The 15,938-nt window shown below is 55.0% G+C and carries 17 protein-coding genes; 13 read left to right on the top strand and 4 right to left on the bottom strand.

Features of this window, described 5'->3' with window-relative positions; translation table 11 throughout:
- Positions 1-7: 7 nt before the first annotated feature.
- The 8 genes from ACVDG9_RS17930 to ACVDG9_RS17895 all read left to right on the top strand — a co-directional run bounded on the left by ACVDG9_RS17930 (position 8) and on the right by ACVDG9_RS17895 (position 4,483).
- Positions 8-280, top strand: coding sequence for a hypothetical protein (locus ACVDG9_RS17930; protein ID WP_168684601.1), 273 nt, complete (start codon positions 8-10; stop codon positions 278-280).
- A 68-nt stretch (positions 281-348) separates the two neighbouring features.
- Complete coding sequence (locus ACVDG9_RS17925) at positions 349-564, top strand: DUF7940 domain-containing protein (RefSeq protein WP_168684599.1); 216 nt, start codon at positions 349-351, stop codon at positions 562-564.
- Complete coding sequence (locus ACVDG9_RS17920; protein ID WP_168684597.1) at positions 554-1,018, top strand: lysozyme; 465 nt, start codon at positions 554-556, stop codon at positions 1,016-1,018. Before ACVDG9_RS17925 ends, ACVDG9_RS17920 begins: the two co-directional genes overlap by 11 nt.
- Positions 1,018-1,371 (top strand): hypothetical protein, encoded by a 354-nt coding sequence (locus tag ACVDG9_RS17915; RefSeq protein WP_447238603.1) that lies wholly within the window; start codon positions 1,018-1,020, stop codon positions 1,369-1,371. The genes ACVDG9_RS17920 and ACVDG9_RS17915 overlap by 1 nt, the downstream gene beginning before the upstream one ends.
- Positions 1,372-1,378: 7 nt before the next feature.
- Positions 1,379-1,606: a hypothetical protein gene (locus ACVDG9_RS17910; RefSeq protein ID WP_447238602.1), complete on the top strand. Its 228-nt coding sequence runs from the start codon at positions 1,379-1,381 to the stop codon at positions 1,604-1,606.
- Positions 1,603-1,857 (top strand): hypothetical protein, encoded by a 255-nt coding sequence (locus tag ACVDG9_RS17905; RefSeq protein ID WP_447238601.1) that lies wholly within the window; start codon positions 1,603-1,605, stop codon positions 1,855-1,857. The genes ACVDG9_RS17910 and ACVDG9_RS17905 overlap by 4 nt, the downstream gene beginning before the upstream one ends.
- A 132-nt stretch (positions 1,858-1,989) precedes the next feature.
- The gene (locus ACVDG9_RS17900) at positions 1,990-2,589 is read left to right on the top strand and encodes an FMN-dependent NADH-azoreductase (RefSeq protein WP_031269103.1); all 600 of its coding nucleotides are present in this window, start codon (positions 1,990-1,992) and stop codon (positions 2,587-2,589) included.
- 748 nt (positions 2,590-3,337) lie between these two features.
- The gene (locus ACVDG9_RS17895; protein ID WP_055655513.1) at positions 3,338-4,483 is read left to right on the top strand and encodes a DUF2336 domain-containing protein; all 1,146 of its coding nucleotides are present in this window, start codon (positions 3,338-3,340) and stop codon (positions 4,481-4,483) included.
- A gap of 6 nt (positions 4,484-4,489) precedes the next feature.
- Here ACVDG9_RS17895 and ACVDG9_RS17890 read toward each other — a convergent pair whose 3' ends face one another.
- Positions 4,490-5,116, bottom strand: coding sequence for a LysE family translocator (locus tag ACVDG9_RS17890; protein WP_152505981.1), 627 nt, complete (start codon positions 5,114-5,116; stop codon positions 4,490-4,492).
- Positions 5,117-5,214: 98 nt separating this feature from the next.
- On the opposite strand from ACVDG9_RS17890, the gene ACVDG9_RS17885 reads away from it, so the two are divergent.
- Together ACVDG9_RS17885 and ACVDG9_RS17880 are read left to right on the top strand one after the other, a co-directional pair.
- Positions 5,215-6,003, top strand: coding sequence for an extensin-like domain-containing protein (locus ACVDG9_RS17885; RefSeq protein WP_447238600.1), 789 nt, complete (start codon positions 5,215-5,217; stop codon positions 6,001-6,003).
- A 73-nt stretch (positions 6,004-6,076) separates the two neighbouring features.
- A complete protein-coding gene (locus ACVDG9_RS17880) occupies positions 6,077-7,297 on the top strand; it encodes an alanine racemase (protein WP_055655505.1) in 1,221 nt (406 codons plus the stop codon).
- Positions 7,298-7,467: 170 nt separating this feature from the next.
- Here the strand turns inward: ACVDG9_RS17880 and ACVDG9_RS17875 are convergent, their stop codons facing one another.
- The gene (locus tag ACVDG9_RS17875; RefSeq protein WP_062488097.1) at positions 7,468-7,908 is read right to left on the bottom strand and encodes a BA14K family protein; all 441 of its coding nucleotides are present in this window, start codon (positions 7,906-7,908) and stop codon (positions 7,468-7,470) included.
- A 182-nt stretch (positions 7,909-8,090) separates the two neighbouring features.
- Here ACVDG9_RS17875 and ACVDG9_RS17870 point away from each other — a divergent pair, with 182 nt between their 5' ends.
- On the top strand, positions 8,091-8,855 hold the full coding sequence (locus ACVDG9_RS17870) for a HugZ family pyridoxamine 5'-phosphate oxidase (RefSeq protein ID WP_447238599.1): 765 nt from the start codon (positions 8,091-8,093) through the stop codon (positions 8,853-8,855).
- A 423-nt stretch (positions 8,856-9,278) separates the two neighbouring features.
- Entirely contained in the window at positions 9,279-9,815 is a 537-nt protein-coding gene (locus ACVDG9_RS17865; RefSeq protein ID WP_447238598.1) for a DUF1062 domain-containing protein, read from the top strand.
- 114 nt (positions 9,816-9,929) lie between these two features.
- On the opposite strand, the gene ACVDG9_RS17860 is transcribed toward ACVDG9_RS17865, so the two are convergent.
- Together ACVDG9_RS17860 and ACVDG9_RS17855 are read right to left on the bottom strand one after the other, a co-directional pair.
- Positions 9,930-11,684: a methyl-accepting chemotaxis protein gene (locus tag ACVDG9_RS17860; protein WP_447238597.1), complete on the bottom strand. Its 1,755-nt coding sequence runs from the start codon at positions 11,682-11,684 to the stop codon at positions 9,930-9,932.
- A gap of 223 nt (positions 11,685-11,907) precedes the next feature.
- Positions 11,908-15,492 carry a hydantoinase B/oxoprolinase family protein gene (locus ACVDG9_RS17855; RefSeq protein WP_055656718.1) on the bottom strand — a complete coding sequence of 1,195 codons (3,585 nt, stop codon included), beginning with the start codon at positions 15,490-15,492 and terminating at the stop codon, positions 11,908-11,910.
- 202 nt (positions 15,493-15,694) lie between these two features.
- On the opposite strand from ACVDG9_RS17855, the gene ACVDG9_RS17850 reads away from it, so the two are divergent.
- Positions 15,695-15,937 (top strand): hypothetical protein, encoded by a 243-nt coding sequence (locus ACVDG9_RS17850; RefSeq protein ID WP_447238596.1) that lies wholly within the window; start codon positions 15,695-15,697, stop codon positions 15,935-15,937.
- The last annotated feature ends 1 nt before the right edge of the window (position 15,938 follow it).

Below are 15,938 nucleotides of genomic sequence, written 5' to 3'. Positions count from 1 at the left end.
AAAAGGAATGACAGAAATCAACGTCAAGACAACCGTCATCACCAATTTCCATGGCTTCTTTCCAAGCCACGAAACCGACCACAATCTAACCGATATGTCCAAGATCGTCGGCGCGTGCTCCTATGATGTGCAACACGCAAATGGGTACACGGAAACACTCGAAACCGGCTTGCGGCCAGGCGAAAACTTCGGGTGGAGCATTAAGGTAATCCAAGCAGCGCAGGCCTGGCGAAACTCCGGCGGGTTCATTCCGGAATGGGTTCCGCCTGCGTCTGAATAAACTCGGCCAAACCGACCGAAACACGCACTGCCCTTGAGGCGGTTTTTGTATGCCTGAAAGGCAGTCCAATGAAACTGGTTTCAGACTGGCGCGCGGTCCTGCAAAGGGCTTGGAGCGTGCGCCTTATGCTGCTTGCTGCGCTGCTCTCTGGCGCGGAAGTGGCGTTGCCCTTTCTGGGCGACTTCATTGCGCCGGGCTTACTCGCTGCCCTGTCGGCGTTCACCGTGTCGGCCGCGTTCGTGGCCCGGCTTCTCGCACAAAGGAACATGAAAGATGGGACGTAAAACCCGCCTTGTCGGCGGCATAGGCGCGACTGCGATCGCGCTGGTCGGTGCCTGGGAAGGTCTGCGCCTGACGGCATACCGGGACGTTGTAGGTGTTCCAACCGTCTGTTACGGCGAAACGCTCGGGGTGAAGCTTGGGGACAAGCACACAAAGGCCGAGTGTGACGCAATGCTGTTGGCCTCGTTGCAGCGGCATGAAGCCGGAATGAGAAAGTGCCTCAAGCGGCCGGATGCCATTCCCGCAAAGTCCTATGTCGCGTTCGTCAGTCTCACCTACAACATCGGGGTAGGGGGCTTTTGCCGGTCCACTGCGCGCAAGCGTCTCGATGCCGGGGACGTGCGCGGCGCCTGTAACGCAGCCAAATGGTTCAACAAGGCAGGCGGCCGGACGATCCGGGGACTTGTAAACCGCCGTGCGGCCGAGCATTCGCTATGCCTGGAAGGGCTGAGGTAATGCCGGTGATCGCCTGGATACTCCAAAGCCGCGCCGCGTGTGCTGCCCTCGCCATTGCCGCCGTTCTGGGCGGCTTTTTTGTTTGGCACAAGGTCGACAAGTCGAGCGCGGTTCGCCGGGCCGTTGTCGAGTATGTGGCCGACGCGGAATTGACCGCAGCCCGGGTGCAGCTTGATGAACTGAAACGCCGGAAGGTTGTCACGGAACGGGCAAGCCGGCGTTTCCTCTCCCTTATCGATCAGGCCAACGCGGAAGCGGAAGCCGCAGCACAGGAGTTGGAACACTATGTTTCGACCGTTGGGGATGGCTGCACTTTGCAGCCTGATTTTTTTGAGCGCTTGCGCAACCAATGACGAGCGGTTGCGAACTGCCGCCGCACTCTCGGCGCAGGTGGAAGCCTCGAAAGAGTTGCCGGGCTATCCGGAGGACTGCAGGCGGAAAGAAGCGTCCGGCGTTCGGGTCGGGGAGCCGCTGGACATTGCCCTGATCCGGACAGACCAGGCGCTTGGCCGTGCCAATGCCCGCGTGTTGCGGTGCAGCCGGTGGTTCGACGAAATCAAACAGGGCTACGCAGGGGGCGTGCAATGAACGAAGATCAGATGCGGGAAATCGCCCGTGAAGGTGGCAAAGAAGGCGGCCGGGAGGCTGCTCAAGAAGTGCTCAAGGCACTCGGCGTCGACATCGAGAACGCCATCGAAGCTCAGAAAGACATGCATTTTCTGCGTGATCTGCGCAAAGGAACGTCCAGCGTCAAAGGCAAGGTGATCAATACCGTAGTAGGGGCGTTGGCGCTGGCTGGCCTCTACAAGCTTCTGTCGGGAATTAGATGGGGGGCTTGAATTCTCAAAAAGGCATTGTTCGTTAACTTGACATACTGTTCACCATTTTGATGCTAGTTATTCGAAAATATCAAAACTATCTCCAATTAACGAACAAACGCCGATGCCGGTTTTGAAACTTTGGAGATCAAGATGTCCTCACCATTGAAATCAATTCTGCATGTCAATGCCTCAGCACGTACCGCCGGTTCAGTGACGCGTGACCTCGGGCAGACCTTCGTGACACGTTTGCTGGCAAAATCACCAGATGCAAAAGTCCTTACTCGCGATGTTTCCCAAGGGGTACCGTTCCTGAGCGAAGAGTGGATTGGCGCGACTTTTACAGATCCTGCTGCACGAAGTGCAGAACAAAAAATGGTGCTTGCTCTGTCCGACACGCTTGTTGGAGAATTGAAGGAGGCAGACACCATCGTAATTGGGACGCCTGTTTACAACTTTTCTATTCCGGCTACGCTAAAAGCCTGGGTTGATATGATCGCGCGAGCAAGAGAGACGTTTCAGTACACTGAGAACGGACCTGTCGGTCTGCTTCAGGGTAAAAAGGCGTACGTCATCATTGCCTCTGGTGGAACCAAAATAGGATCAGAGATCGACTTTGCCGGAAATTACCTGAAGCATATTCTTGGCTTTATCGGTATCTCCGATGTGACAATGATCGCGGCAGATCAATTGATGATCGAACCGGAAAACCGTGATGCAGCACTGGCTCAAACGATTGAGCTGGCCGCATGAGCGGACCCTGTGTTTAGGCCAGACATACCAGCGTTTGAAATTGCGGAATGCAACTGGCTTCCTGTGAAGTAAAATTTTTGGTTGTGTCTGGGCAGCTGCGTCAATTGCCCAGTCTCCAGTACGTTCGGGCGCTATTTCTCACCCTCGACACCCGTACGAGCGATCAATTCTGGAATCAGCACAGCGTCTTCGGCGGCTGCACCTTCTGGTGCAGCCGACTACGCCGGGAATCTAAAATTGTTTGTTGAATTGTCCTGCTGTCTGCTCGGCGCAGCTCGTTTTCTTTGATTTCTTGCCGTTTGGTTCAGATTGCACCAACTACAATTGCAGCCAAAAACGCAAAGGCTGCTAGGAAGGCAATCATGTTCAGGTTCCGTACAAGGGTCATATGTCCGCTCCCGATTACCTCTTTCTGACGGGGTGATACTAAGTCAGCATAATGCCGAAGCGAAGCAAAAAAGATGCTGCAGCGCAGCGGAGAATTGCATTCCAGGGTTGTGTTTGTTGAGGAAGCATTAAGTAAAGCCTTGATTGGAAACGTTCACTGCCTTTTGCGAAAAAACAGAACTAATTTGTCCTGGAGACGCGATCCAGGGTTGCAGATATTTATTTGGCGCGTCGAATTATTTGTGGAGAGGCCTTCCTGCTGCTGGCCGTTTCTCCAGTTTATGCAGCGATCAACGGTAGCTTAATGTTAAGGGCCTGCTGATAATGTCGAGGCTTACGCGACTGTCGCGCCGGAGTGTCGATGATCAATCTTGCAAAACTTGCTGATCTGGCGAGGGACACAAGTGCTGGAGGGCGCAAAAGCCTGGTCAGCATGCTGACGGACCTGTTCGTGAACTCCGGTGACGACCGTGACGAGCAGATCAGCCTGCTATTTGGCGACATTGTTCTCAAAGTTCTCGGACAGCTGGAGGAAGAAACCAGGATCATTCTGTCCAAACGAGTTTGCAAGGAGAAAGACGCTCCTCGTGAACTGATGGTGAAGCTCGCACAGGATGAATTTCCGGTTGCCGGCCCTGTTCTGGAAAACTCACCTGCACTCACCTCAGCAGACCTGGTCGAGATCGCATGTTCTGCGTCGATGGAGCATCTGGGGGCGATTGCCGGGCGTGAAACCGTCGACAAGGCAGTTACCACTGTATTGGTGGATCGGGGGGATACGGCGGTTTTAAGTAAAGTCGCTGAAAACCAGGGTGCAGAGTTCGCTGATGCATCCTTCCTGAAATTGGTGGAAAAAGCCCGATCGAGTGAAGCAATCCAGGCTGCCTTGATCAACCGCACCGACTTGCCGGACGCAGCTGCTCATGCCTTGCTGCCTTTCTTGACAGAAGAGTTGAAAGAAAGGGTCAGTGCACTCGGTGCCGACAGCACGCTTGTTCAGCTCCTGGCTGAACGTGCCGCGACCGAAGTGGCCGCTCGTGCGCACAAGCTTGAAGAGGCTCGTGAACAATCCAACGCATTGATCCGCGACGTGGTCAGCAAGAAGACCAAAATCGATGATGCCGTGACCTTGTTCGCCCGTTCGGATCGAACAGCGGAGCTGGGGATGTTGCTTGCTAAGGTAAGCAATCTGCCGCCCAGTGCGGTATCCCAGCTCTTGTTCAGCGCAAGCGACAAGCCATTGATAATTCTTTGCAAGGCGAACGGCGTTACGGCCGAAGCCTACAAGGATATCCTCACGATGAGGGCCAGGCGGTTGCGCATTGGCGGATTGGAGCTGAATGCTGCCATCCAGCGTTATGCAGCGCTTAGTGAAGATGGCGCACGGAGATCACTCGAAACCTTGAAGCAATCCGGTGCTAATTTCGGTTTGAAAACTGAAGAAGAAAAAACCGAAGCGGAAGCCGTACGGTCGAAAAAGAACATTCCCTTCGCATCAAGTCGCTGATTTTTTTCAGTTCGCAGATCTCTGCAATGTTGCTGTCATCGCCGCAGCGGAGATCAGGAATGCGCCGCCCACCTTGTTTACCAGTCTAAGCAGGGAAGGACTTCTCAGTTTTTGACCGAGGGCTGCTGCTGCATAGGCGTAAACAGCTGCATTCAAAACACCCAATGCGACGAAGGTCGTTCCCAGAAGTGTGAGCTGCGGGACAACTGGGGCGTGAGGTGCGATGAAGTGTGGCAGGAAAGCCATAAAGAAAACAATGCCTTTTGGATTGAGCGCTGTGACCACATATGCATGCCAGAATATTTTTCTGGGGGGAACATCGGCAACCTGATGCGGCCCAAGTGCAGTTGGCCGGCTTCTCCACATTTTCAGACCAAGCCAGACCAGGTAGATCGCCCCTACCCATTTGAGCACGGTGAATGCTGTTGCAGACGTCGCCAGAATGGCACCGAGACCCATCAGCGACGCAGCAGCTGCTGTCGCGTCCCCCAAGCCAACACCCAATACGCTGGCAACCGCAGACTTGCGTCCCTGGGTCAAAGCATAGCTGACAACAAGCATGATCGTCGGACCCGGGATGGCGAGGACGATCAATGTGGCAATCACATAGGCGAAAAAGAGTTCTAAAGTCATGGGGAGCCATCCACTTTTGGGGTCATGCAACCATAGACGCAGGACAAGCGTTGATCAATCATGAGGGGCGCTGGCAAGTACAATGTGCGGAGTTGGGAATGCACTTAAACGTCGTGTCGATTTGTACTGCTCTCGCGTTGTGTTGCCTGCTGCCTTTGGATGTTTACGCAAATCCTCCATTGCCGCAGGAAAAGCCGCTTCCAGGCCTCGGTAATTCGCAATTCATCGAGGGGGTGGATGTGCCGGCGATCAAACCAGCTACTCTTCCGGAAGAGCTTTTGGCAGGGCCGGACGACAGTGGCAGAAAAGCTTCTGCGGGCGAATTCTCCACACCGGCAACTTGCGATATTCCGGGTGCTACGTTTGAACAACTTGCTCCCATGCAAGGGGATCAAGCTGATGAGGAATGCGGGATCACCGTACCTGTCAACCTTTCTGGGTTACGTGGCGAGGATGCCGAAGTGACCTTCCCGATGAAAGCCACGCTATCGTGCGGTTTTGCGACGTCACTTACAGCGTGGGTGATTGAAGATGTCTTGCCCATTGCACAAGCACAGTTCGGGAAACCAGTGTCCGAGTTTCTCACAGGCCCTGGATATCAGTGTCGCCGACGAAACAATCTTCCAGATGGAAAGCTCTCCGAACATGCGCTTGGCAAAGCCATTGATATTGTGGCCTTCCGATTAAGTGACGGTACTGAGATCTCAGTTGAAAAGGATTGGGCGCGCAACACGCAGAGCGGAAGCTTCCTGTCCGCCATACACAAGGCGGCCTGTAAAAGGTTCACCACCGTTCTCGGCCCCGATGCAGACCCAAATCACAAGTCTCACTTCCATCTCGATATCGGATGCCACGGCAAGAGCTGTAATTACATTATCTGCCAATAACCCAATCCCGGCTTGCAAATCAGCCTCAAGCTTGTTCCTTTCTATTCGATGACTTCTAACGCCGGAAGGACTGATGGAACGTTATAAAACAGCTATTGACGCCGCCTTGGATCTTCGTCCCGATCAGCCTGTGTATTGTTTCCGGCCGGACGTGCTCAGGCATGACGCACAGCAATTCCAGTCGCTCTTCCCCGGCAAGACGGCTTACGCGGTCAAGACGAATGGTGAGCCATTTGTCCTTGAGGCACTGGCAAAGGCCGGGATCAGTTGTTTCGATGTCGCATCGCCTGCAGAGTTCGCCGCGGTGAAAGAGGCAGCGCCGAAGGCTGAGATGCTTTACATGCATCCTATCAAGGCACAGTCGGACATTCGGCTAGCTTTGGAAACCTACGGTATTCGAACCCTTTCGCTCGACCACGAAGACGAAGTCGCGAAGATCCTGCGTGTTGTTAGGGCCCTTGATATAGATCCTGGAACGATCACACTCTTCGTTCGTATCGCCACCAAGGGGCATGCTGCTTACGAGTTGTCGAAGAAGTTTGGCGCGGCTCCAGGTCACGCCGTTGAGTTGCTGCAACGGATCGACCGTATCGGGTTCAAATGCGGATTGTGTTTTCACGTTGGAAGCCAGATCGAAGAACCGGAAACCTATGAGCGAGCGCTGGCTTCTGCCGATTGGATCAGGTCACGTGCTGGCGTTCCCGTTGTGGAGCTTGATGTCGGGGGAGGGTTTCCGGCCGTTTATGGTCACGATCCGCGCCGCAAAGCGCCTGAGATGCCCTCGCTCGTGGAATTGATGGGGCAGTTGAAAGCCGATATCGCTGATTGGCAATTTGATGACCTGCCTCTTGTCGCCGAGCCAGGCAGAGTGATCGTGGCCCGATCGATCTCTCTCATTGTCAGAGTACTGTTGAAAAAGGGGCGCCGTCTTTACATCAATGATGGCATCTGGGCGTCTCTTTCCGACAGTTGGACCGGAAAGATCACGCTGCCGGCTCGTTTCATTCCGGATCCGGCTCGCAAAACACGGGCTGGTCAGCCCGACAAGATTGTTCCCTTCAAGGTCTGCGGCGCAACCTGCGACAGCGTTGATATTCTTTCCAGGCCTTTCTGGCTGCCGGAGACAGTCGACACGGGAGACTGGATCGAGATTGGCCATATCGGTGCCTACAGCTTGTCGCTTCGCACAAGGTTCAATGGATTTTATCCCGACAAGGTCATTGAAGTCGACACGCCGTTCGATTTCGGTGCTGCGCCGGAAGGCTTCGCTTCAATTGAAACCATGGCGGATTGATGCAAACAGGCTGATAGACCGAAACAACCTGGTTGCACTTGCCCACCGAGGCTGTTCAGTTCCCTTGGAGCATGACCCTTCTGAAAAGAATGACAACAAACGGGTGACCGGTTCGGCCGGTCGGTCGTTTGTTGCCACGAGTTCTTCAGTACCACCAGGCGGGCGCAAGCTTATTGGCAGAAACGCTGTTCACCCTGGTAGGTGGTATAGGTACCGGTCGACGGGTTGAACGACCGGTATTTCGAAGAGCAGTACTGGTACCAGGCTGGGCTCCACGGCTGATAACCGATGGCCGTGTTGACGCGACCGGGATAGGGAGCCGGCGGGTAGTGATTTACCGGCGGCGGGCCTGCGTAGCTCGGCTGGCGGGTCGCACCCAGCAGAATTGCTCCTGCAGCGAGGCCGATGACACCTGCCGCGACAGCCGCGCCAAGATTATCATTGTTTTTGTGTCGGTTATGATTTCGATTATTGTGTCTCTGGTTATGGTGGTGGCCGCCACGGTGGTCACGCCAACCGTTGCGCGAGCCGGCTTCAGCAGCCGCGAAGGTCGGCAAAAGAAGGGCGCCCGTGAGGGCGGCGGCAACAAGACGTTTGCTCATGGTCTTCATTGGTTTTCTCCAAAGGCAGGCGCTGTTCTCGATTGGCGCCGTATCTGATGGTGAGACAATCGCATAGGCGCCCTGAACCGGTTCTGAGATGTCTGTTCATCTGACGTTCAGAATTCGGGTGAAGGCGAAAACCGTGGAATGCAACTTGTCTGCGCCGACAGAAGACAGAACTTGGAGGGGTCGTGAGCCTGGAAAAAGAACCGAAATCAGTAATCCGGCCGACTGATGATCAAGCCAGAAAATTGGCCAAGGAGTTGATCAGAACCGCGAGGTTTGGTGCTTTGGCGGTGCTCGAAGCCGAAACGCGGCATCCACTTGCCAGTCGGGTTGCGGTGGCGACCGATTTGGATGGTGCACCTGTCATCCTTACAAGTACATTGTCCGGACACACGGCGGCAATTCTGGAGAACCCTTCATGTTCGCTATTGTTGGGCGAACCTGGAAAAGGCGATCCGCTCGCTCATCCGAGAATTTCTCTTTTCTGCAAGGCACTGAAGATATCGAGAGGAAGTTCGGATCATGAGCGGTTGCGCAACCGTTACCTCTCTCGTCATCCCAAAGCCGAACTTTATGTCGATTTCGGAGACTTTTCCTTTTTCAGGTTGGAGCTCTCCAGGGCCAGCCTGAATGGAGGCTTTGGCAAGGCTTTTGAATTGGAGGAAGAGGACTTATTGGCAAAAGTTAGTTCGCCTGGTGACTGGTCTTCAATGGAAGCCGGAGCGGTTGCGCATATGAACGCAGACCATAGGGATGCGGTGAAACTTTATGCGCAGAATTTGCTGAAGGCCGGAGAGGCCAATTGGCGGCTTGCCTGTCTGGATCCCGAAGGCGTTGATCTTGTGGCTGGAGATAAGGTTGAACGTCTCTGGTTTGCAGATCCATTGGAAGATCCTTCTGAACTGAGGCCTGCACTGGTCGCTCTGGCTTTGCAGGCGCGCAACACCTGAACACAATTCAAACGACGTCTCGTCGAAACTCCAAGTTGAGCTTGCTTGTCATTTTCGTAAGCGCTATCGAGGCTCATCTGTTTCAATTTGGACGTTTGTTTTGCCAACACTCTGACCGGTCATCGATCCCGCCATGCATTCGCTCGAATGCGTCATGAACTTTGTTCGTCCTGGCGGCGGATTGGGGCCGGTGTGGCTTGGCCATGCGCATCTGATCCTGTTTCGGTTCACTGCATACATTTCGAAAAAGCTTCCAGCCAGACTGAGTGCCGATAGCTGACGCTGTCCGGCCGTCCCGACTGCCTGTGACGGACTTCCCGTGCGAGGAAGACCCACGGAATGTCGTCTATATTGAACATGGAATGGTCCGTTGTCCGTTCTCAGACACCTAGAATAAAGCGTCCCTGCCAACGATGCGGATTTGTGAAACCTTTTGGTTCGACGGGCAAATTCCGGTTGAACGCGAATGGAAGCCAGCTTGACGCCTGGCTGATCTATCGTTGCGACGACTGTGGAAGCAGATGGAACAGGGCCATTTTTGAACGTCGAGCCGTGAGCAGCCTTTCGGCAGAACTCATGGAAGCCTTGCAGCGGAACGATGAGGGAGTGGCGAGCGCCTTCGCCTGCAACACCAGAGAGAGAGGCGGAGGCAAGGGGGGCACTGATTTCAGCCTGAAACGACGAATGGTTGCCAGCGATTGTGCAGATGCCTGCAAAGTGGCGCTGACAATCCTGAATTCGGATCACGTCCAGGTTCGTCTGGATAAGGTCCTTGCAAAAGGGCTTGGTCTCTCGCGCAACCGCGTTCTGCTCCTGGTGGAGCAAGGATCGCTGAGATTTCCCATGAACAATGTGAAGATCTTGAAGAGACGGGTTCCCGACAAGATCTGTATCGAACTTTGCATTGGTCCGGCAAGCGACAGATCGGTCTTTTGGAATTATCTGGTCTGCATGAATTAACCGTAGGAGCGGGAGTTGGAAACCGGGTGGCTCCAGATCCCGTGTCCGCGTTGCGGACACGGGGCAGCGGTCAGTCGTTTTGGCAGGTGTTCCGGTGAGCGTGGCGAGCAGTTGTCAAGCTGCGCGCAGATGACCGAGAAAATCGCCCAACCCGTCGCGAATTGTCGTTATCTGGGAGGAAATGTTCTGAATGCCTCCCACGACTTCCTGCACCCTGTCGCCGGATACCTGCGCTGCCTGGTTCACTTCGGAGATATTGAAGGTAATGTCGGCACTGCCTTGCGCGACCTGATGCGCGTTTTTGGCTATTTCTGACGTAACTGCGTTTTGCTCTTCAATCGCAGAGGCAATTCCGGAAATCTGTTCGCGAATTTCCATCATGGCTTTGACAACCGTGGTAATTGCATCAGAACAGGTTGCCGCCCCGGACTGGACACCGCTCAGCTGTGAACCAATCTGATCGGTTGCCTGTCCGGTTTGCGTGGCTAGCGCCTTTACTTCAGAAGCCACGACGGCAAATCCCTTGCCTGCTTCGCCAGCTCTCGCTGCTTCGATAGTTGCGTTCAAGGCCAGCAGATTGGTCTGGGCAGCAATGTCGCTGATCAGTTTCAGGACATCCGTGATCTCCTCTGCCGATGTAGACAGTTTTCCGACTGTCTCTCCGGAAACTTCGGCCTGTTCAGATGTACGAGAGGTGGAGGAATTCGCGAGTGTAATCTGGCGGCTGATTTCGTGAATTGAACTCGCCAGTTCCTCAGACGCGGATGCAACAGATTGGACCGATGCTGTGGCCTGTTCGGCTGCAGCGGCAACCGTGTTGGACCTTTCAATGGTCTCATGACTGTTGCGCGCCAATTCGTCGGCACCGGACGCAAGTTCACTCAATGCAGAAACCGCTGTGTCGCAGCTGGTCATCAGGAGCCTTTCAAGCTCGTCGGCCAACCGCAATCTCGTATCGCGACGATCCGCTTCTGCCTGCATTTCTTCTTCGCGAGCCTGTTCCTGCAGGCGCTTCATCTCGATCGTGTTTTCACGGAAGGTTTCGAATGCGCTTGCCACCTGACCGATTTCGTCATTCGTGCGTACATTGACTTCCACATCCGTGTTGCCTCTAGCGAGCTCCAGAAGGCCTGCGGTGACCTGGTGCAAGGGACGGGAAATCAGATATCTGGCGAAAAGGACTGAGCCGACAAGGCACAAAATCAAAGTCAGCGCCGCGGTGATCGCGATTTGCTGAAAGGCCTGTTTCTCGTGTTCTTCTGCAGATGACGCTGCCGTTTGCGTAAAACGCTCGATCTCGGTGAGTAGCGACACCAGTTCATGGTCGAGGCGGGTCTGTTCCTTTTCCAACTCAACGAGAAGGGTGCTCGCATCGGAGAGGTTGTTCTGTTCGATCTTCGCCAAGATACCAGCTATTTCTGCAGAATAGGTTTGGTACTCGTTCTCGATGCGTTTGAGCTGTTCGAGCGTTTGGGAAAACTCGTCCCTTTGCGTATCGGATGCCGACTTTTCCAGTGCCGAAAGGGCGAGTGCTTCCGCTTTCAGAATTTCATCGGAAACCTGCTCGTTCAGAGCGGCCAAAGTGGATTTTAAGGCCGCGGTTGATTCAGCATCTTCGCCGGAGGTCAGGCCGGAGACGCGCATGATCCGTTCAATCACCGCTGCCTGCTGTAGTTGATGATTGGCAACCTGACTGATTGCTTGCGTGAGTGGAATATCCTTTTCCGCAATGTTTTGGAGTTCCTTCCCGATCATTCCCATCTGAACGATGGCAACTGCGGCCACAACAAGCAGGCCAAGACTGAGGAAGGCAACCAGTGCTAGAATTTTTGCCGCAACCGAAGTTGCAATGGGATTTGATGCAAACATTTCTCAAAAGCCCGAGTTTCTCAGCGCCATAGGCAGCGCCAGAGTTGAGGTTGTGTCAGTTTAGGCGGACTCAGATTGAAAAAACGGTAAACTTTGTCCCTGAGGGAAAGAATAATTCTCGTATAGGTAGAAGTGACGATGTGTATATCTGCAGCGAAATAACAAAAGAACGGCCACCCAATCAGGTGGCCGTTCTTTTTCTTCGATCTACCGAGTATTTGGCTCAGGCGTGACCCCAACCACCCGCCGTGGGCGTGATAACGGTGACCGCTTCTCCTGCCTCAAGAACCGTCTGATCACAGCCCTCCAGTTGTTGGATCTCGCCATTCAGCCGCCGAACTTCGGTGCGGCCGAGTTCACCGTCGCTGCCACCGTCCAATCCTTTCGGCGGAACAGTACGATGAGACGCCAGGATCGCGCAGTCCATTTTCTCAAGGAAACGCAAGGTCCGCCTGGTGCCGTCACCCGCTGACCACTTGCCTTTGCCACCGGACCCCTTGCGGATATGGAAATCCTCCAGGAGAACCGGGAAACGGAACTCCAATACTTCTGGGTCGGTTAGCCGGGAGTTGGTCATGTGGGTATGGACACCATCCGTACCATTGAAGCCAGGCCCTGCCGGCGAGCCGGAACAGATGGTTTCATAGTACTGATACGTGTTGTTGCCAAATGTCAGGTTGTTCATCGTTCCCTGAGCATTGGCCATGGCACCAAGAGCTGCGAAGACGGCATTGGTGACATGCTGGGACGTTTCCACGTTACCCGCCACGACCGCAGCCGGATAGGAAGGCCGCAACATGCAGTCATCCGGGATGATGATGTTGATCGGTTTGAGACAGCCGGCGTTCATCGGAATGTCGCCGTCTACCATCACCCGGAAGCAATAAAGGATTGCCGCACGGGTCACAGGTTCCGGCGCATTGAAGTTGTTCGGCTTGACGCCGGAGGTCCCGGTAAAGTCGACCGTTGCCTCGCGCTTTGATTTGTCGACGGTAATCTTGACCTTGATCACGGAGCCCTGGTCAGTCGGATACTCGTATTCGGAGTCCTTCAGCGCTTCGATCACGCGGCGAACGCTTTCTTCCGCGTTGTCCTGGACGTGCCCCATATAAGCCTGGACCACGTCCAGTCCGAAGTGGGTGACCATCTTCCGAAGTTCCTGGATACCCTTTTCGTTTGCGGCGATCTGTGCAGACAAATCGGCGACGTTCTGATGCGGGTTGCGGGCGGGGTAGGGATGGTTGGTCAGAAGCTCAACCAGTTCCTGTTCGCAGAAACGTCCTTCGTCGACGATCTTGAAGTTGTCGAACAGAACACCTTCCTCGTCTACGTTGGTCGCGCGCGGCGTCATGGAGCCTGGGGCAGAGCCGCCGACATCAGCATGGTGGCCACGGGACGCCGACCAGAAAAGGATCTCCTTGCCTTCGTCATCGAAGACCGGCGACACAACTGTGATATCCGGTAAGTGCGTGCCACCGTTGTACGGGGCGTTCAATGCAAACACGTCGCCCGGCTTGATCTTGCCCTTGTTGAGCTTGATGACCGTTTCCACCGAACGGTCCATGGACCCCAGATGAACCGGCATGTGTGGTGCGTTGGCAACCAGGGCACCGTCTGCGTCGAAGACGGCACAAGAGAAATCAAGACGTTCCTTGATGTTGACCGAGTATGCGGTGTTCTGAAGGGTGACCCCCATCTGTTCCGCAATAGACATGAACAGGTTGTTGAACACTTCGAGCATGACCGGGTCGGCGTGCGTTCCGATGGCTTCTGCGCGTTTCAACGGCACGATACGCTTCAGAATCACGTGATCCTTTGAATTGATCTCTGCCTGCCAGCCGTCTTCAACAGCGATCGTGGCATGTGGTTCGATGATCACCGCAGGTCCGGTCACCTTCATGCCCGGTTTCAGCACTTCGCGTTTGAAGATACCGGCCTTGTGCCAGGTGCCTTCGGAGTAAATGCTTGTGGAGGTTGCCGGGGAGGGCGTCCCTGTGGCCAATGTCAGATCCGGCTCGGTGAGACCGGCGCCGCCACCGGCCGTTTCGACTTCCAGGGCTTCAACGACGACCGGCTTTTTTTCATAGGCAAAGCCGAATTGTTTCTTGTGTGCATCCTCAAAGGCTGCCCGCATTTCAGAGACGGACCCGAGGGGGACCGGTAGCGGCGTGTCCGTGCCGTCGTAACGCAAGTGTGCGGTTGCGGTCGTGCGGCGCGCGGCGGCAGTGATCGACTGCCTGTCGAGTTCTGCTTCCGTCTGGCTGGCAAGCTGATCACGAAGCGCCTGCAGTTCAGGGATCAAGTCGTCCGTAAGTGTCTTGACGACGGCCTGTTGCCGGTCTGCGCGGATATCGGCCAGTCCCATGCCGTATGCCGACAGGATGCCCGAGAACGGGTGCAGAATGACGGTCTTCATGCCGAGACTGTCGGCAACGCGGCAGCCGGTCTGGCCACCAGCGCCACCGAAGCAGGTCAACGCGTATTCGGTCACGTCGTAGCCGCGTTGGACCGAAATCTTCTTGATGGCATTGGCCATGTTCTCGACGGCGATTTTCAAAAAGCCGTCTGCAACATCTTCCGGGGTGCGTCCATCGCCAATGCGCACAGCCAGATCAGTGAAACGTTTGCGAACTACATCGCCGTCAAGCGGCTGATCCTGGTCCGGGCCAAAGATCTTCGGAAAGAATTCCGGTGCCAGTTTGCCTGTCATCAGGTTGGCGTCTGTAACGGTGAGAGGCCCGCCGCGTCGGTAACAGGCCGGACCCGGATTTGCCCCGGCTGAATCGGGGCCCACCTGAAAGCGGCCGTCGGCATAATGAAGGATCGAACCGCCGCCAGCTGCAACCGTATGGATCATCATCATCGGAGCGCGCATGCGCACACCGGCGACTTCCGTTTCGAATGCGCGTTCGTAGTCGCCGTCGTAGTGACAGACGTCTGTAGACGTGCCGCCCATGTCAAAACCGATGATCTTTTCGAAACCGGCCATGCGTGAGGTTTCGACTGCTCCGACAACACCTCCGGCCGGGCCGGACAGGATTGCGTCCTTGCCCTGGAACAGATCGGCTGCGGTGAGACCTCCGGAAGACTGCATGAACATCAGCCGCGGACCTTCGCCCAGTTCTTCCTGTACCTGGTTCACATAGCGGCGCAGGATGGGTGACAGATAGGCGTCGACCACAGTGGTGTCGCCGCGTCCCACCAGCTTCATCAGCGGTGACACTTCATGGGACACAGAGATCTGCGGGAAGCCTATGTCTTCAGCAATCTTTTTCAGAAGTTGTTCATGGGCCGGATAGGCGTAAGCGTGCATCAGCACGATTGCGATGGAGCGAATGCCGTCATCCCATGCGGCCTGCATTGCACTACGGGCCTGTCCTTCGTCCAGAGCGAGTTCCAGTTCGCCATCGGCGCGGACACGTTCGACGATCTCGTGGACGCTCTCATAGAGCAGCTCAGGCTTTATGATTTCCTTGGCAAAAATATGCGGTCGCGCCTGGTAGCCGATCTCGAGCGCATCCCGAAAGCCTTTCGTGATGAACAGAGCTGTTCGCTCACCCTTGCGCTCCAGAAGTGCATTGGTGGCAACGGTCGTGCCCATCTTTACGGTCGCGATCTTGTCCGAGGGAATAGTCGCGCCTTTTTCCACACCAAGCAATTCCCGGATGCCTTGAATGGCGGCATCACGATAGGCTTCCGGATTTTCGGAGAGCACCTTGTGCGGATGCAGCGTGCCGTCCGGTGACCTGCCGACGATGTCGGTAAAGGTGCCGCCACGGTCGATCCAGAAATCCCACTTGGCTGTCATGATCTTCCCTCTGATGCTGCCGGCTTTAAGGAACACGCGATTCCATGCCGATAATTAGCGTTTTGATAGCAAGTGAATTTATGCTGACATTTTATCGATAAAATGTCGATGAAAAAATCTGAATGGGTTGTTATTTGATCTTTTTATCGCCTGCGGTACCCCCATATGATCTTGTGTTAAAAGGGAAAACAGAAAGCTGGCGATGTCGGAAAACGATAAATCAGAAGAACGGGATCCGTTTCTGCTGCGTCTGGGGGAGGCTGTCGACTTCACAATCAGTATACTGACAGCAGACCTCTGGTTCGTTGGCATCTTCCTGCTTGTCGCCCTGCTTCTCGGCGTTTCCCTGCTTGGGCTTTTGCTGGAAGTTGCAATTGGTGCAGGGGTACTTGCGGCTGTTGCTGTCTGTTTCTGGTTGTTTTGCGACTTGCATCCAGGCGAGTGAG

The sequence above is a fragment of the Roseibium sp. RP-7 genome (assembly GCF_053005225.1).
Note: the sequence above shows the minus strand (reverse complement) of the source record. Positions and strands in the feature narration are given on the sequence as shown.

Bases quoted from the DNA above. Each gene is read 5' to 3' on its own strand.
- ACVDG9_RS17930 (WP_168684601.1), top strand. From the start codon at position 8: ATGACAGAAATCAACGTCAAGACAACCGTCATCACCAATTTCCATGGC.
- ACVDG9_RS17925 (WP_168684599.1), top strand. From the start codon at position 349: ATGAAACTGGTTTCAGACTGGCGCGCGGTCCTGCAAAGGGCTTGGAGC.
- ACVDG9_RS17920 (WP_168684597.1), top strand. From the start codon at position 554: ATGGGACGTAAAACCCGCCTTGTCGGCGGCATAGGCGCGACTGCGATC.
- ACVDG9_RS17915 (WP_447238603.1), top strand. From the start codon at position 1,018: ATGCCGGTGATCGCCTGGATACTCCAAAGCCGCGCCGCGTGTGCTGCC.
- ACVDG9_RS17905 (WP_447238601.1), top strand. From the start codon at position 1,603: ATGAACGAAGATCAGATGCGGGAAATCGCCCGTGAAGGTGGCAAAGAA.
- ACVDG9_RS17900 (WP_031269103.1), top strand. From the start codon at position 1,990: ATGTCCTCACCATTGAAATCAATTCTGCATGTCAATGCCTCAGCACGT.
- ACVDG9_RS17895 (WP_055655513.1), top strand. From the start codon at position 3,338: ATGATCAATCTTGCAAAACTTGCTGATCTGGCGAGGGACACAAGTGCT.
- ACVDG9_RS17890 (WP_152505981.1), bottom strand. From the start codon at position 5,116: ATGACTTTAGAACTCTTTTTCGCCTATGTGATTGCCACATTGATCGTC.
- ACVDG9_RS17885 (WP_447238600.1), top strand. From the start codon at position 5,215: ATGCACTTAAACGTCGTGTCGATTTGTACTGCTCTCGCGTTGTGTTGC.
- ACVDG9_RS17880 (WP_055655505.1), top strand. From the start codon at position 6,077: ATGGAACGTTATAAAACAGCTATTGACGCCGCCTTGGATCTTCGTCCC.
- ACVDG9_RS17875 (WP_062488097.1), bottom strand. From the start codon at position 7,908: ATGAAGACCATGAGCAAACGTCTTGTTGCCGCCGCCCTCACGGGCGCC.
- ACVDG9_RS17860 (WP_447238597.1), bottom strand. From the start codon at position 11,684: ATGTTTGCATCAAATCCCATTGCAACTTCGGTTGCGGCAAAAATTCTA.
- ACVDG9_RS17855 (WP_055656718.1), bottom strand. From the start codon at position 15,492: ATGACAGCCAAGTGGGATTTCTGGATCGACCGTGGCGGCACCTTTACC.
- ACVDG9_RS17850 (WP_447238596.1), top strand. From the start codon at position 15,695: ATGTCGGAAAACGATAAATCAGAAGAACGGGATCCGTTTCTGCTGCGT.